Here is a 14,644-nt window from a genome sequence, read left to right as displayed (position 1 = left end):
CGTCAGACTTTTGAGATTCGGCGGTTCGCGAACTATAACCAGTACTTAGGCGCTCAGTCTGGTAATCAAAAGGGATGCCCATGCTTGTAAGTTTGCAGTTCACGTTGCGCAGTTGGCTCAACGTGTTGGTAGTCGTGGCAGCCATGGGGTATTCGGCGTTGGCATCGGCGCTGGGGCTTGGGGAGATCACCCTCCATTCCGCCCTGAATCAGCCGTTGCGTGCCGATATCGCCCTGGTCGATGTGACCGGGGTAAGTGAAAGCGATTTGTCGGCCAGCCTGGCGAGCGCGGACGATTTCAGCCGTGCCGGCGTGGAGCGGGTGTTCTATCTCAATAGCTTGCGCTTCACGCCAGTGCTGCGCGGCGAGCGCGGCTACATTCGGGTGACCTCCAGCAAACCGGTGGAGGAACCCTTCCTCAATTTCCTGGTGCAGCTCAATCAACCCAACGGGCGTCTGCTGCGCGAATACACCGTGCTGATCGACCCACCGGGCACGCCGGGTATCGTACCGGCGCGGGACGAGCCTTCCGCCGCGGCCCAGGCAACGCCTGCGGTCAAGCCGCCTGCGGCTACTCAAGGCAAGCGCTATACCGTCGTGCAGGGAGACAACCCCTGGTCCATCGCCAAACGCCTGCATGACGCCGGCAGCAATGCTTCGGTCAATGAGCTGATGCAGGGCATCCAGGCCCTGAACCCCGGCAGTGACCGGCTTTCCGTGGGCCAGCGTTTATTGCTGCCCGATTCTGCGGTTCTGCCATCAGCGACAGAAACGGCTGCCGCCCCGGCCTCCGCCATGTCCGACGAGCAACTGGCCGCCAGCGTGCTGCAAAACGAGCAGCAACAAAAAACCATCGAGCAACTGCAGGCGCTGCTCCAGTCCCAGGACGAAGAAATCGCGAGTCAGCGCAAGCAGATCAGCGAGTTGCAGACACAACTGGCCGAGCTCACGCCAGCCCCTGCTGAATCTGCGCAGCCGGAGTCTGTGCCTGCCGCAACCCCCGCGCCGCCAGATCAAGCACCACCCGTCACAGAACCGGTCCCGGAACCAGAGGAGGGCATTAACTGGCTGTGGATAACAGCGCTGGTGGGGCTGTTGGGGTTGCTCGGGTTATTGCTGTTCCTTCGTCGGCGGCAGCAAGAACAGGCGGAAATGGAGTCCCTGCCCGAGCGTCCTGAACCGATGCTGGAAGACGACACCCAAACCTACGCTTCGACCGCCGACACGGAACAGCCTGAGGCCGCCACGTCGTTCAGCAACGGTGATGCACCTTTGGGGGACGTGCTGGAAGGGGTCGGGATTTACCTGACCTACGGTCGTTTCACCGAAGCGGCGGGATTGCTGCGCGCCGCGCTGCTGACGGAGCCCGCGCGCACCGACTTGGGCCTCAAGTTGCTGGAAGTGCTGGGCAAGCAGGGCGATACCATCGGTTTCCAGGCCCAGGAACATCATTTGTTGGCGCAGGGCATTGACGTCAGCACACTCGAAGAAATCCGCGGGCGTTATCCGAAGGTCGCCGCGGTGGCCGCGCCCATGGTCACAGAACCTCAGCCGCCGCTGACTGACGTCGCTCCTGCGTCCAGTGACGAGTTCGAACTCGATCTGGATGCGCTGTCCATGGAAACCAGTTGGGATCTTGCCGAGCCGCAGCACAGCGCCACTGAAAAAACCCCTGTTGCGCCCGAAGGCTTTGGGGACTTGTCGCTTTCGAGTTTCGACGAGCCCGACCTGCAGTGGAGCGCACCGTCTGAAACCGAATCGCTGGACGATGCATTTCTCGACGGGTTTGCCGATGAAGAGCAGTCGCTGGAACTGGAGCCGATGGTCCTTGAGCCTGTCCACCAAGAGCTTCAGGTACCGGAACACTCCGACAAGCTGGAGCAAGCGCAGAACTGCATTGACGATGGCGATCTGAAAACCGCCGTCGCACTGCTGGAAGAGTTGCTCGAAGAGGGCAACGAACCTCTCAGGCAAACCGCGCGCGTGCTCCTGGCGGGGATTCGCTGAAGTCCTTTATTAGTGAGCCTGCTGGCCCTTCGCGAGCAGGCTCACTCCCACAGGGGATTTGCGGTGAACGCCAAGCCCGCGAACGACACGAAACCAATGTGGGGGCTTGCGGATACAGGGCCATCAAAACGTCTGCCCCAGATTCAGATACACCGCCCGCTCATCATCATCGTTAAACCCATAGCTGAAATTCAGTGGCCCCAACGGCGTATCAAACCCCAGGAAAATACTGGCGGCATTGATGTAGCCGCTGTCGAACTCATTGTCGTTGTTCCACGCCCGGCCGCGTTCCAGGGAGCCGCCGATGTACAGCGGGAAATCCAGCGGCAGGTAGGCTCGCGGTGTGAGCCTTCGGTAATACACAGCGCGCATCAGGCTTATGTTCTGCCCGGAGATGCCGTCTTGGCGAAAGCCCGACAGTTGCCGCGCACCACCGAGCACAAAGCTTGAAGTCACCACTTCAGCGGTGTCCAGGGTACGCCCGTAACGCCCACCGAGGATGAAGGTGTCCGGGCCGTGGCTCAGCGCCTTGTCCAGATTGAGTTCCCATTGGCGGTAACGCTGGTCGGAACCCAATCCCGGCTCATACTGGCGCCAGGTCAGGCCGATGTCTTCGCCTTCATGGGGGAAGTACACATTGTCGAAGGAGTCGAATGAATACTTCAGGTCGTAGAAGCCTTCATTGAAACTTTCGCTGGGCTGGTCGTGATCGCCAATGCGTACATCTGCCTCGCCCCAGGCTTGGCCGACACCGAAACGGATTTCGCCGCTGTTGCCAATCTGCCGGCCCAGGTTCAGGCCAAAGCCATAACGTTCGACGCGGTACTGGGCCACCGGGTCGTTGTCCAGGATGGACTCGACGTTGCGGGATTCGAATTGCCCGTAGGGTGCGATGAAGTAGCGCGAGCCGACATCCAGCGGCTGGTAGAACTCGCTGTACAGCTCCTGCTTGTCGCCAATCTGTGCCCGGGTCAGCCACTCGGCGCCCAGGCGGTTGATGCCATTGACCCGATAGCTGGCGCCAAGGTTGAAAGCGCTGTCGCCGCGCATGTCGTCCGACAGGCTCAACCCCAGCCGCAGGTAATCGGTGCCGGTGCGTTTGCCCCGGGCACTGATGACCAGCGTATGGTCCGGGGCCTTGTGCACTACGCGGTATTGCACCTGCTCGAAGTAATCCAGCCCGTACAACGTGCCCATGTCGGTCTGCAAACGACCCAGGTCCAGCGGCTCGCCGACTTGCTGGCGAACGTAATAGCGAATCACGTCGTCACCGACTTTGGAGTCGTTCTCCACGCGAATGGCGGTGATGACCGGCGTGCGCTCGCTTGGGGTACGCGCCGCCATGAGCTCGGGGTCGGCCGGCTCCGTGGGGCGCAGGTGCGCCAGGCGGGCCTCGAGTATTTGGGTGGCACGGTAACCGGCGTCGATCATTTCCTGGGCGCGGCCGAAGTCTGTGGCGCCGAAGCTCGCCAGCGCCGGCTGGATCAGCACATCGTCTTCTCTGAGCGTTGCCAATTGTTCTTCGGAGTTGCGCCGGGTCATCAGGGTGGTCGACTGGTTCAGGACGTCGATCACGGTGACCAATTGCTTGCGGGTGCTCAGCGGGGTGCCGATGTCCACCACGATGGCCCTGTCCACGCCCATTTCCCGGGCCACATCCAGCGGGATGTTGTCGGTCATGCCGCCATCCACCAGCAACCGGCCGTCCAGTTCCACCGGCGCGAATACCGCCGGGATCGACATGCTGGCGCGGATGACCTTGGGCAGGTGGCCCTTGCGAAACACCACCTTCTCGCCACTGGCGATGTCGGTCGCCACGGCGCGGAAAGGGATTGGCAGCTTGTCGAAGTCCCGGGTGTCGCTGGCGTGGGCCAGCAGGCTTTCAAGCAGCAGGGCCAGGTTCTGCCCCTGGATAACGCCCAAGGGCAGGCCGAGGCTGCCGTCATCACGAAAGCTGAGTTTCTGTTTCACCAGAAAGTCCCGATCGTCCTGCTTGCGCCGGAACGGTACGTCCTTGCGCGGCGGAGCGTCGGACAGGGCCTGTTGCCAGTCGATGCCCTGGGCGAGTTTTTCCAACTCGTCGATTTTGTAACCTGAGGCATACAGTCCACCGATCACTGCGCCCATGCTGGTGCCCGCGATGGCGTCGATCTGGATGCCTTGCTCCTCCAGGGCCTTGAGCACCCCGATGTGGGCCAGGCCCCGGGCGGCGCCGCCGGACAGTACCAGGCCGATTTTCGGACGCGGCGCCTCGACGGCGGGCTCGTTGGCATGGCCGAGCAGGGGCAGCAGTAGCAGAAGCAGGCAAGGCAGCAGGCGGCGCATCGTCAATCTCGGGGCGGGCAATCAAAGGCAGGTATTATAGCGATGCCTTTGCCCCCAGGAGTTCACCCGCAATGACCGAGCACAAACCGGAAGTCGTCATCACCTATTGCACCCAATGTCAGTGGCTGCTGCGCGCCGCCTGGCTGGCTCAGGAACTGCTCAGCACGTTTAGCGACGACTTGGGCAAGGTGTCGTTGGTGCCGGGCACCGGTGGGGTGTTTCATATCAGTTGCGATGGCACGCAGATCTGGGAACGCAAGGCCGATGGTGGTTTTCCCGAGGCCAAGGTTCTCAAGCAGCGGGTCCGCGACCGGATCGACCCGGAGCGGGACCTGGGCCACAACGACCGGGTTCAGTGAGACGCGGCTTGGGCGCTTACACCCGGTTTCTTTGTGCCGCCACTGAGTTGGCTCGACATCACGATCGCGACGATGATCAGCGCGCCACCCAGCAGCATGCGCAACGTCGGGTTTTCATCGAATAGCAACCAGGCGATGGTGATGCCGTAGACCGGTTCCATGGCAAACACCACCGCCGCCGTGCGGGCCTTGATCACCGCCAGGCTGGCGACAAACAGGCTATGGGCCAGGCCGGTGCAGAACACCCCCAGCAGGGCGATCCAAAGCCAGTCGACAGGGCGCACGTCAATCAGTTGCGGCGCTGCCATTGGCAACAGGCAAAAGCCGACCACCAGGTTTTGGCACAAAGCGGCCTGTACCGGCGGCACCCGTGTGGAACCGGCGCGGTTGACCAGCGAAAGCAGCGAGAACAGCAACCCCGAAAGCACGGCCCACAGCAGGCCGGTGGTGGCGCCGCTGGCCAGGTCGAAGTGCGGTGTGACCAGCACCAGGCCGATGCTTACCATTGCCACCAACAGGATTTCATTGGCACGGATCCGCTCGCGGAAAATCAACCCTTCGAGCAACACCGTGAAGGCCGGGAAGCTGGTAAAGCCCAACGTGGCGATTGCCACACCGGCGACTTTGACCGATATGAAGAAGCTCACCCAGTGTCCGGCGAGCAATAGGCCGCCCAGCAGCAGGCGTCGAAGGTCCTGTGCGTGGAGCTTGTGCCAGCGGGCGCTGCTGGCGAAGCGGGCAAAAAACGCCAGGGCCAGCACGGCGAATACGGCGCGGCCGAACACAATGACCGCTGGCGAGGCGGCGGCGAGCTTGCCGAATACACCGGTCAGGCCAAACATGAGTGCGCCAATGTGCAGGGCGCCGAGGGCGGTACGGGGAGTCATTGCGATCCTTGTCCAACGGTTGAGCGTCTGGGTATTGAACCCGCTACCGGCCGTTCATGTCTGTCGCGATCCTCGCGTTTTTTAGCGCGAAGCTAGCGCTGGCGCCGCAGCTTGCCCGGTGAGGCGCCGAATTCGCGCAGCACTGCGGCGGCAAAGGCGCTTTGCGAGCTATAACCGACCCGGTGGGCGATTTCACCGATGGGCAGTTGCGAATCACGCAGCAGGTCCACCGCCTTGTGTAGACGGCGACTGCGGATGTAGTCCATCGGGGTTTGCCCGCATTCAGCGACGAAGCGTGCATGCAAGCGGGCACTGGAGAGCCCGGCGACCTGGGCCAGGTCCGCCACTTGCAGCGGATAGGCGGCGTACTGGTCAATGTGGGCGTTGAGCGCCGCATAGGGCAGGCGCCGGCCGCCGACGATGTCCTGGCCAGTGCCATTGAGGCTGGCCAGGAGCAGCACGGCCCCTTGTTGGGCGATCACCGGGTCGTCCACCGGGCTGCCCGCCAGCCAACTGACCAACTGGCTTTGCCCCGCATCCAGGGGCCTGCGCGCGGCATTGTCGAGCAATCGGCGGCTGGCGTCGGCGTGATCACCCAAGGCTTGCCCGATCCAGTCATCGCTCGGCACATCCAGCACCAGGCAACGGCTGCCACGGGGGCTGCCGCAGGCGTGATGGGCACCGGCGGGTATCACCACGAAACTCTGCTGCACGACCTGGCTGCCACAACCTTCGACCTCGAAATCCAACAGCCCGGACAACCCGAACACCAGTTGGGCGTGGTCGTGGCTGTGGACAATCAGGTCGTGGCTGTAATGGCGTAGCGTCAGGGTCGGTCTCATCTCGGTCTCCCGGGGCAGGCCGTCAGCATACACCGAGGCCACGCTGCTTCGCGCTGTCATATAACGGACTTGTGTTTGTCATGGGGTATTAACCGCAGGGAGGCACAGTGGCTAAAACGATCAGAGGGTTGCCCATGACCAGCGCCGAGCTCGCCAGACCCAGCCGCAAACAGCGTGTTCGCACCTTATGGATTTCCGATGTGCACCTGGGCACCCGGGACTGCCAGGCCGAGCATTTGTCGCAGTTTCTCAAGGGCTACCATACCGACAAGATCTACCTGGTGGGTGACATCATCGACGGCTGGAAGCTGCGCGGCGGCATGTACTGGCCACAGGCTCACACCAACGTCATTCGCCGCTTGCTGACCATGAGCAAGCGCGGCACCGAGGTGATCTACGTCACCGGTAACCATGACGAATTTCTGCGGCGATATTCGAAGCTGATCCTGGGCAATATCCAATTGGTGGACGAAGCGGTGCACGTCACCGCGGACGGCCGGCATTTGCTGGTGATCCATGGCGATCAGTTCGATGTCATCACCCGGTACCACCGTTGGCTGGCGTTCCTTGGCGATTCGGCCTACGAGTTCACCCTGACCCTGAACCGCTGGCTCAACCATTGGCGGGCCCGTTATGGCTACGGTTACTGGTCGTTGTCGGCGTACCTCAAGCACAAGGTCAAGACGGCGGTCAGCTTCATCAGCGACTTCGAAGAAGCCATCGCCCATGAATGTGTGAAGCGTGAACTGCACGGTGTGGTGTGCGGACACATCCACCATGCCGAGATGCGCAGGGTGGGCGAGGTGGAGTATCTCAATTGTGGCGATTGGGTCGAGTCGTGCACGGCGCTGATCGAGCATTGGGACGGGTCGATCGAGTTGTATCGGTTGGCCGATGCCCAGGCGCGGGAGGCGTTGATCCGGGCTGAGTTGAAAGTCACCGAACCGGCGTGAGCCGATCTGAAGCCATCGCGGGCAAGCCTTGCTCCCACAGGTATTCACAGCCTGCGAGAGCAAGCACCAGCTGTGGGAGCAAGGCTTGCCCGCGATGGACCGCATAGCGATCCCAGCAATCAGTCAGGCTTGAGCCTGTTCAGCCATCGCCGCCTTGTAGATCGACTGCTTCGGTGCGGCAAACAGCCTTTCCAGCATCGGCTCGAAGAAACTCAACGGCAGGGTGTCGTACTCGGCATCGAACGCCGCGGCGTCGTATCGGGCGCAGAAATCAATGGTCGCCTGGTATTGGGGATGCGCTTTGAATTGCTCGCGCAGGTGCCGGTCCATGCCCAGGTGATGGAAGAAGTAATAGCCCTGAAATATCCCGTGTTTCTCCACCATCCACAGGTTTTCGGCGCTGACGAACGGCTTGAGGATGGCGGCGGCAATGTCCGGGTGGTTGTAGCTGCCCAAGGTGTCGCCGATGTCGTGAAGCAAGGCGCAGATCACATATTCCTCGTCCCGTCCGTCACGATAGGCGCGGGTGGCGGTTTGCAGGGAATGGGTCAGGCGATCCACCGGAAAACCACCGAAATCGCCGTCCAGCAACTCCAAATGGGTCAGGATTCGACCCGGTAATTGCCGGGCATAGGCGCTGAAGTCGGCAGCGATGATTGCCCAGTCTTCCTCAGTACCGTCCTTCATGTGGGTAAAGCGCGCGTGGGAGTTCATGGGCAGTCCTTTGAGAGTGGCTAGAACGCAACTTTGCCCCGCAGCATGTCGCGGTACATGACGAAATCGCCGAGCAGGCTGTAGAACGGGTGCTGGAACGTGGCGGGACGGTTCTTTTCAAAGAAGAAATGCCCGACCCAGGCAAAGCCGTAGCCGGCAATGGGCAAGACGATCAGCCACCAGCCGTTGCCGACGATCAGAGCCAGGGCAACAATCAGGATGACCAGAGAGGTGCCGATAAAGTGCAAGCGCCGGCAGGTGCTGTTGCTGTGTTCGCTGAGGTAATAGGGATAGAACTCAGCGAACGTATTGAAGCGTCTGGTGTTTTCCACGACTGCGGGCTCTGTGGTTATTGTTCTGTTGGTTCTGGGCGACCAACGGTTTGATTGAAGTCTAGAGCGATCACTTGCAACGACCAGTGACAATGGGCGCCACTTTAGTATCCTTCGCAAATCCAGCCGTACCCTGCGGCTCGTCATGCAAGTAAAACGTCATGAGCGAACGAACGACTTCTTCAAGCTGGGCGATGGGGATTGTCAAGGCACTGGAAATGGACGGCCTGGATTGTCGGATGCTGTTCAAACAGCTGGGGCTGGACTATGACGCGCTGGAAGATCCGGATGCACGTTTCCCCCAGGATTCGATGACCCGACTCTGGCAACGCGCCGTGGAGTTGTCGGGCAACCCGGCCATCGCTTTGAACATGGGTAAAGTGGTGCGCCCGGCGTCGTTTCACGTGGTCGGGTATGCCTTGATGTCCAGCCGCACGCTGGTCGAGGGTTTCCAGCGGCTCGTGCGTTATCAGCGGATCATCGCTGAAAGCGCCGACCTGAGCTTTCGTCAGATGGAGGGGGGCTACGGGTTGGTTCTGACAGTGCATGGCGACCATCTCCCGCCCACCCGCCAGAGTGCCGAGGCTTCCCTGGCCTGTGCACTGGCCATGTGCAACTGGTTGACCGGACGCACCTTGCACCCGATGAAGGTGCTGTTCCAGGGCGCCGAACCGGTTGATCTGGCGCCTTATCAACAGGCGTTTCCCGCGCCACTGATGTTCGGCGCACCTTACGACGCGTTGATCTTCGAACGTAGCGACATGGAGGCACCGTTACCCACCGCCAACGAGGCCATGGCGCAGCTCCACGACCGGTTTGCCGGTGAATACCTGGCGCGTTTTTCCGAAAGCCGCGTGACCCACCAGACCCGGCAAGTGTTGTGCCGGCTGCTGCCACGGGGCGAGCCTAAGCGTGACGTGGTGGCGCAGACGCTGCACCTGTCCCAGCGCACCTTGCAGCGACGCTTGCAGGAAGAGGGCACCACGTTCCAGAGCCTGCTCGATGACACCCGCCGCGAACTGGCCGAACAGTATCTGGCGCAGCCGGCCCTGACCCTGTTGGAAATCGCCTATCTGCTGGGCTTCGCCGACCCGAGCAATTTTTTCCGGGCCTTTCGACGCTGGTTCGACACAACGCCCGGCGAATACCGGGCGCGGTCAAACGGCCAGCCCGGTCAGTGACGCCAGAACGCCGGGATACACAGCACGAACACGGTGATGATCTCCAGTCGGCCCAGCAGCATGCCAGCCGACAGAATCCACTTGGCCGCATCCGGCAGCGGCGCAAAGTTGCCGGCCGGGCCGATGGTCTCTCCCAGTCCCGGGCCGACGCCGGACACGGTGCTGGCCGCGCCGGTCAGGGCGGTCATCCATTCCACGCCCAATAGCGAGAGCAGCAGGGCGATCACGCAGATGGTGATGGCGAAGAAGAACGAGAAGGTGAGAATCGAGCGTACGATTTCTTCGTCGAGGCGGTGGCCGTTATATTTCTGCTTGATCACCGCGCGCGGGTGGATCAATTGCTTGAGGTTGGCCCTGAGCAGGATGTAGGCAACCTGGAAGCGGAAGATCTTGATCCCGCCGGCCGTCGAACCGGAACAGCCGCCGACGAAACCCAGGTAGAAGAACAACATCAGCGAGAAATTGCCCCACAGGCTGTAGTCTCCCAGCGCGAAGCCTGTGGTGGTGACGATCGACGTCACGTTCAACGCCACGTGCCGCAGGGCCTCCAGCCAGTGCAGGTCGGTTGTCGCCCAATACCAGGTGCCCAGTACCACCCAGGTCACCAGCAGCACCGCCAGCAGGCCTTGGACCTGTTGGTCCTTGATCAGCGCCCGGCGATTGCCCCGCAGTGTCGAGACGTACAAGGCAAACGGCAGGCTGCCGAGGATCATGATGACGATAGTGACCCAATGCACCGCCGGTTCGGTCCATTTGGCCAGGGATTTGTCCGACGTCGAGAACCCGCCGGTGGAGATCGCCGACATCGCATGGTTGATGGCATCGAACAGGTTCATCCCCGCCCACCACAGTGCGAGGGTGCCGAGAATGGTGATGCCTACATAGGACGCCACGATCAGCCGCGCCACCATGTGGGAGCGGGGCATGACTTTCTCCGAGCGGTCGGAGGATTCGGTCTGGAACAGTCTCATGCCACCGATGCGCAACAGCGGCAGGATCGCCACCGCCATCGCAATGAAGCCGATCCCGCCGAGCCAGTGCAACAACGACCGCCACATCAGGATGCCGGGGGACATGTTATCCAGGCCGCTCAGGACCGTGGCGCCGGTGGCGGTGATCCCGGACATGCTTTCGAAGAACGAGTCGGTGTAGCTGATGTGCTGGGTCAGCAGGAAGGGCAACGCGGCAAAGATACACACCACCAGCCAACTGCTGACGGTCAGCAGGTACATGTCCCTGGGCCGCAGATGCACGTGTTCCGGGCGTCCGGGAAGGATCAGGGCCAGGCCGGCGACAAAGGTGATCATGCTCGACCAGAGGAACGATGGCAGGTCGTTGGTGCGCTCGAAGATCAGCAAGGTGGCCATGGGCACGACCATGAAGATCGCCAGGGTGATCAGGAAGATGCCGATGATGAAACCAATGATCCGTAGGGTCGGCAACGCCATGAAGTCCGCTCGGGCTGAAAGGGAAGGGCGTCATTCTACCCGCGACAAGCGGCATGTAAACCGGCACCCGGTGGCGCGTGAGTCCAGTGGCCTGCGCAATGGACTTCTGGTTGCGGAATTTGAGCTAACGAACTCGCCGTACAAGCCACTAGAATAGCTGGACATTTTTTCAGGAGGTGGCCGATGCAGGCTCTCGACGCTTTGCTCAACCGTGTTTCCGTCCCGCGCCTGGTGGACCCGGCGCCTACCGCCGAACAGCGCGAGGTCATGTTCGCCGCGGCGATGCGGGCTCCGGATCATGGCCAGTTGCGGCCATGGCGATTTCTGACGGTCGAAGGGCAGGCGCGTCATCGCATGGGCGAGCTCCTGGCCGAAGCGGCGCGGTTCAATGATCCGCTGGTAGCCGAAGCCGTCGTGGAGAAGGCGCTCAACGGCCCGCTGCGCGCACCGCTGGTCGTGGTGGTGATTGCACGGTTGCAGGACCATTTCAAAATCCCCAAGTCCGAACAAATGCTGGCGGCCGCCTGCGCAGCCCACGCAATCCTGTTGGCGGCTTACGCCCAAGGGGTGGGCGGAGTCTGGCGTACGGGTGAGCTGGCGTATTCACCTCATGTGGCCAAGGGGCTTGGTCTTGAGGACGGTGAAGAGGTGATCGGTTTTCTCTACCTGGGCACACCGCAGAAAGAAGCACGCACGGCGCCGAAGGAAGACGTCGGGCAGTTTGTCCGGGAGTGGACGGGCCCGCAGGTCTAGCGTCTGGCGCAGCTTCTGTGGTGAAAAGGACTTATCTGTGGTGAGGGGATAAATCCCCGTTGGGCTGCGTAGCAGCCCCAAAACCTTCGATACAAGGCAACCTGACTCTCCGAGGTGACGGATTTAAGGGCTGCTGCGCAGCCCAGCGGGGATGAATCCCCTCGCCACAAGGGGATGTGTTCAGCTATTCAAAGGCTGGTTACTTGCACACGTCAGCAATAGCCTCAGCCAGCAAATCCAGGCGCGTGGCGTCGATGCCTGCCACGTTGGCCCGGCCTGTGCCGACCATGTACACGCTGTGGCGTTCGCGCAGGAGTCTGACCTGTTCCGGCGTCAGGCCGGTGTAGGAAAACATTCCCCGTTGCACGCCGATATGGGCGAAGCGCTCACGCAAACCGTGGGGTTCGAGCGCTTCCAGCAGGCCGCTGCGCAACTGTGCAATGCGCAGGCGCATGGTCTGCACTTCGTCGGCCCACAGGCTTTTGAGGTCCGGGTTGCCCAGGATCGTCGCCACTACCGCCGCGCCATGATCCGGTGGCGTCGACCACAGGTTGCGAGCGATGTTCGCCAGTTGGCTGCGGATATCCACCAGTTTGTCGGCATCGCCGGCGCAGACGATCAGCGCACCGGTGCGGTCGCGGTACAGGCCGAAGTTCTTCGAACAGGAACTGGTGATCAGAACTTCAGGCAGTGCCTGGGCAAACAGCCGGACGGCCCAGGCGTCCTGCTCCAGCCCATCGCCGAAACCTTGATAAGCGAAGTCGATCAACGGCAGCAGGTTGCGGCTGCGCATCACTTCCAGCACCTGGCGCCATTGTTCCTGGGTCAAGTCGAAGCCGGTGGGGTTATGGCAGCAGGCATGCAGCAACACCACATCGCCCTTGGGTGCCTGGCTCAGGGTCGCCAGCATCGCTTCGAAATCCAGGCGGTTGTCGGTGCCTACATAGGGGTAATGGCTGGCCTTGACCCCGGCGGCGGCGAAGATGGTTTCGTGAATCGGCCAGGTCGGGTTGCTCAACCAAACGCCGCGGCCCGGCAGGCACTGGGCAATGAAGTCGGCACTCAGGCGCAGGGCGCCGGTGCCGCCCGGCGTCTGGGTCGCACCGGCACGTTTGTCCTTGATCAGCGTCGAGTCGGCGCCCAGCACCAGTTCATTGATCAACTGGCCGAACGCGGCGTCGCCATGACCGCCGATGTAGGTCTTGGTGCTCTGGCGGTCCACCAGGCGCTGCTCGGCCTGTTTGACTGCCGCAAGAATCGGCGTCAGGCCTTGGGCGTCTTTATAGACGCCCACGCCCAGGTCGAACTTGCCCGGATTACTGTCCGCCGCGTAAGCCTCCATCAGGCCGAGGATCGGATCGCCGGGCACCCGGCCGATGGCATCGAAATGCATTACTTGCGGCCCTCGGCGGTCTTGGCCACGTCATCGGTGCGGGCGGCCATGATGAAGTCGTTGCGGTGCAAGCCCTTGATGGAGTGGCTCCACCAGGTCACGGTGACTTTGCCCCATTCGGTGAGCAGACCCGGGTGATGACCTTCGGCCTCGGAGATTTCCCCGACGGCGTTGGTGAAGGCCAGGGCGTGCTTGAAATTCTTGAACAGGAAGACTTTTTCCAGCTGCATCACGCCGTCGCGCACTTCGATGTTCCAGTCCGGGATCTGCTTGATCAGTACCGGCAGTTCTTCGTCGCTGACTTGTGGCGCGTCGGCGCGGCAGGCTTCGCAATGGGCTTGGTTCAGAGTGTTCATGGTGTGTTCCCGGATCGAATATTTGAAAAACGTCGATGCACTCACGCTAAAGCAAAGCCGCGTTGTGCAACAGACTCAATTGAGATTAAAAGACGCGGTTCACGCAGCTTTTGGCGGAAATTTCGGAGCGTGCAGGCCCAGTTCGCGACCACGCTTGACCATGCCCATGATGTCTTCGTGGGCCAGGTCGAACAGGCGCTTGAGCTCGGGGAGCACGAAATACACCGGCTGCAGGATGTCGATGCGATACGGCGTGCGCATGGCTTCCAGCGGATCGAAGGCTTGATGCTCCGGCTCGTCCGACAGGCAGTAAACAGTTTCCTTGGGCGAAGACAGGATGCCGCCACCGTAGATGCGTCGGCCTTGCGGGGTTTGCACCAGGCCGAACTCAATGGTCATCCAGTACAAGCGCGCCAGGTAGACGCGTTCTTCCTTGGAAGCCTGTAGGCCGAGTTTGCCGTAGGTGTGGGTAAATTCTGCAAACCAGGGGTTGGTCAGCAGCGGGCAGTGGCCAAATATCTCGTGGAAAATGTCCGGCTCTTGCAGGTAATCCAGTTCTTCGCGGGTACGAATAAACGTCGCGACGGGAAACTGCTTGCTGGCGAGCAATTCAAAAAAGGTCTGGAAGGGGATCAGCGCTGGTACCCGGGCCACTTGCCAACCGGTGGTTTCACCCAACACCTTGTTGATTTCACCCAATTGAGGAATACGGTCGTGGGGCAGGCCCAGCTTGTCGATACCGTCCAGGTACTCCTGGCACGCACGGCCTTCGATGACTTTGAGCTGGCGGGTGATCAGCGTGTTCCACACCGCGTGTTCTTCGGCGGTGTAGTGAATAAAACCTTGCGCATCGGGCTCGCGGGCCACGTATTGCGTCTGCTTCATGCTGCTCTCCTGCTGATTTCCCTCTGGGGGACGGCTTGTTTGTTGTTATATCCAGCGATGCATTAGAGATAACCCGAAGCAGGGATGTGTGCAGCAGGCAGGCAAGAGTGGGTATCGCGATAAAGGTGTGGTTTCGTAAAGTTTTCGTTACGGCTCCAGCTGTTCTTCGCTATTGTCGGGTTTTTCGACTGGGAAATGGCCTACAACTGT

At 61.3% G+C, this 14,644-nt stretch carries 13 protein-coding genes and 1 pseudogene; 5 read left to right on the top strand and 9 right to left on the bottom strand.

The window, feature by feature from the left end; all coding sequences use genetic code 11:
* Nucleotides 1-80 precede the first annotated feature (80 nt).
* A complete protein-coding gene (locus tag BW979_RS23040; protein ID WP_076385874.1) occupies nucleotides 81-2,006 on the top strand; it encodes a FimV/HubP family polar landmark protein in 1,926 nt (641 codons plus the stop codon).
* A 123-nt stretch (nucleotides 2,007-2,129) separates the two neighbouring features.
* On the opposite strand, the gene BW979_RS23035 is transcribed toward BW979_RS23040, so the two are convergent.
* Nucleotides 2,130-4,331, bottom strand: coding sequence for a patatin-like phospholipase family protein (locus tag BW979_RS23035; protein ID WP_076385872.1), 2,202 nt, complete (start codon nucleotides 4,329-4,331; stop codon nucleotides 2,130-2,132).
* 71 nt (nucleotides 4,332-4,402) lie between these two features.
* Here BW979_RS23035 and BW979_RS23030 point away from each other — a divergent pair, with 71 nt between their 5' ends.
* The gene (locus tag BW979_RS23030; protein WP_047226205.1) at nucleotides 4,403-4,690 is read left to right on the top strand and encodes a SelT/SelW/SelH family protein; all 288 of its coding nucleotides are present in this window, start codon (nucleotides 4,403-4,405) and stop codon (nucleotides 4,688-4,690) included.
* On the opposite strand, the gene BW979_RS23025 is transcribed toward BW979_RS23030, so the two are convergent.
* Together BW979_RS23025 and BW979_RS23020 are read right to left on the bottom strand one after the other, a co-directional pair.
* On the bottom strand, nucleotides 4,684-5,577 hold the full coding sequence (locus tag BW979_RS23025) for a DMT family transporter (protein WP_076385870.1): 894 nt from the start codon (nucleotides 5,575-5,577) through the stop codon (nucleotides 4,684-4,686). The genes BW979_RS23030 and BW979_RS23025 overlap by 7 nt on opposite strands.
* A gap of 92 nt (nucleotides 5,578-5,669) precedes the next feature.
* Nucleotides 5,670-6,419 carry a helix-turn-helix transcriptional regulator gene (locus BW979_RS23020; protein ID WP_076385868.1) on the bottom strand — a complete coding sequence of 250 codons (750 nt, stop codon included), beginning with the start codon at nucleotides 6,417-6,419 and terminating at the stop codon, nucleotides 5,670-5,672.
* Between the two features lie 134 nt (nucleotides 6,420-6,553).
* On the opposite strand from BW979_RS23020, the gene BW979_RS23015 reads away from it, so the two are divergent.
* A complete protein-coding gene (locus BW979_RS23015; protein ID WP_047226208.1) occupies nucleotides 6,554-7,372 on the top strand; it encodes a UDP-2,3-diacylglucosamine diphosphatase in 819 nt (272 codons plus the stop codon).
* Between the two features lie 123 nt (nucleotides 7,373-7,495).
* On the opposite strand, the gene BW979_RS23010 is transcribed toward BW979_RS23015, so the two are convergent.
* Nucleotides 7,496-8,086, bottom strand: coding sequence for an HD domain-containing protein (locus BW979_RS23010; RefSeq protein ID WP_076385866.1), 591 nt, complete (start codon nucleotides 8,084-8,086; stop codon nucleotides 7,496-7,498).
* A gap of 20 nt (nucleotides 8,087-8,106) precedes the next feature.
* Nucleotides 8,107-8,418, bottom strand: coding sequence for a DUF962 domain-containing protein (locus BW979_RS23005; RefSeq protein WP_047226210.1), 312 nt, complete (start codon nucleotides 8,416-8,418; stop codon nucleotides 8,107-8,109).
* Nucleotides 8,419-8,579: 161 nt separating this feature from the next.
* Between BW979_RS23005 and BW979_RS23000 the strand changes: the two are divergent.
* Nucleotides 8,580-9,636: pseudogene (locus tag BW979_RS23000) on the top strand (AraC family transcriptional regulator).
* Here BW979_RS23000 and BW979_RS22995 read toward each other — a convergent pair.
* The gene (locus BW979_RS22995; protein ID WP_076385864.1) at nucleotides 9,593-11,047 is read right to left on the bottom strand and encodes a TrkH family potassium uptake protein; all 1,455 of its coding nucleotides are present in this window, start codon (nucleotides 11,045-11,047) and stop codon (nucleotides 9,593-9,595) included. The pseudogene BW979_RS23000 and the gene BW979_RS22995 overlap by 44 nt on opposite strands.
* Nucleotides 11,048-11,230: 183 nt before the next feature.
* On the opposite strand from BW979_RS22995, the gene BW979_RS22990 reads away from it, so the two are divergent.
* Nucleotides 11,231-11,800 (top strand): NAD(P)H nitroreductase, encoded by a 570-nt coding sequence (locus BW979_RS22990; RefSeq protein WP_076385862.1) that lies wholly within the window; start codon nucleotides 11,231-11,233, stop codon nucleotides 11,798-11,800.
* Between the two features lie 199 nt (nucleotides 11,801-11,999).
* Here the strand turns inward: BW979_RS22990 and BW979_RS22985 are convergent, their stop codons facing one another.
* The 3 genes from BW979_RS22985 to phhA form a co-directional block, all read right to left on the bottom strand.
* A complete protein-coding gene (locus BW979_RS22985) occupies nucleotides 12,000-13,193 on the bottom strand; it encodes an amino acid aminotransferase (RefSeq protein WP_076385860.1) in 1,194 nt (397 codons plus the stop codon).
* A complete protein-coding gene (locus BW979_RS22980; RefSeq protein WP_003184087.1) occupies nucleotides 13,193-13,549 on the bottom strand; it encodes a 4a-hydroxytetrahydrobiopterin dehydratase in 357 nt (118 codons plus the stop codon). Before BW979_RS22980 ends, BW979_RS22985 begins: the two co-directional genes overlap by 1 nt.
* 99 nt (nucleotides 13,550-13,648) lie before the next feature.
* A complete protein-coding gene (phhA, locus tag BW979_RS22975) occupies nucleotides 13,649-14,434 on the bottom strand; it encodes a phenylalanine 4-monooxygenase (protein WP_047226214.1) in 786 nt (261 codons plus the stop codon).
* Nucleotides 14,435-14,644: the final 210 nt, after the last annotated feature.

The organism is Pseudomonas sp. A214, assembly GCF_900156295.1.
In the GTDB taxonomy this organism is placed as follows: domain Bacteria; phylum Pseudomonadota; class Gammaproteobacteria; order Pseudomonadales; family Pseudomonadaceae; genus Aquipseudomonas; species Aquipseudomonas rhizophila.
Note: the sequence above shows the minus strand (reverse complement) of the source record. Positions and strands in the feature narration are given on the sequence as shown.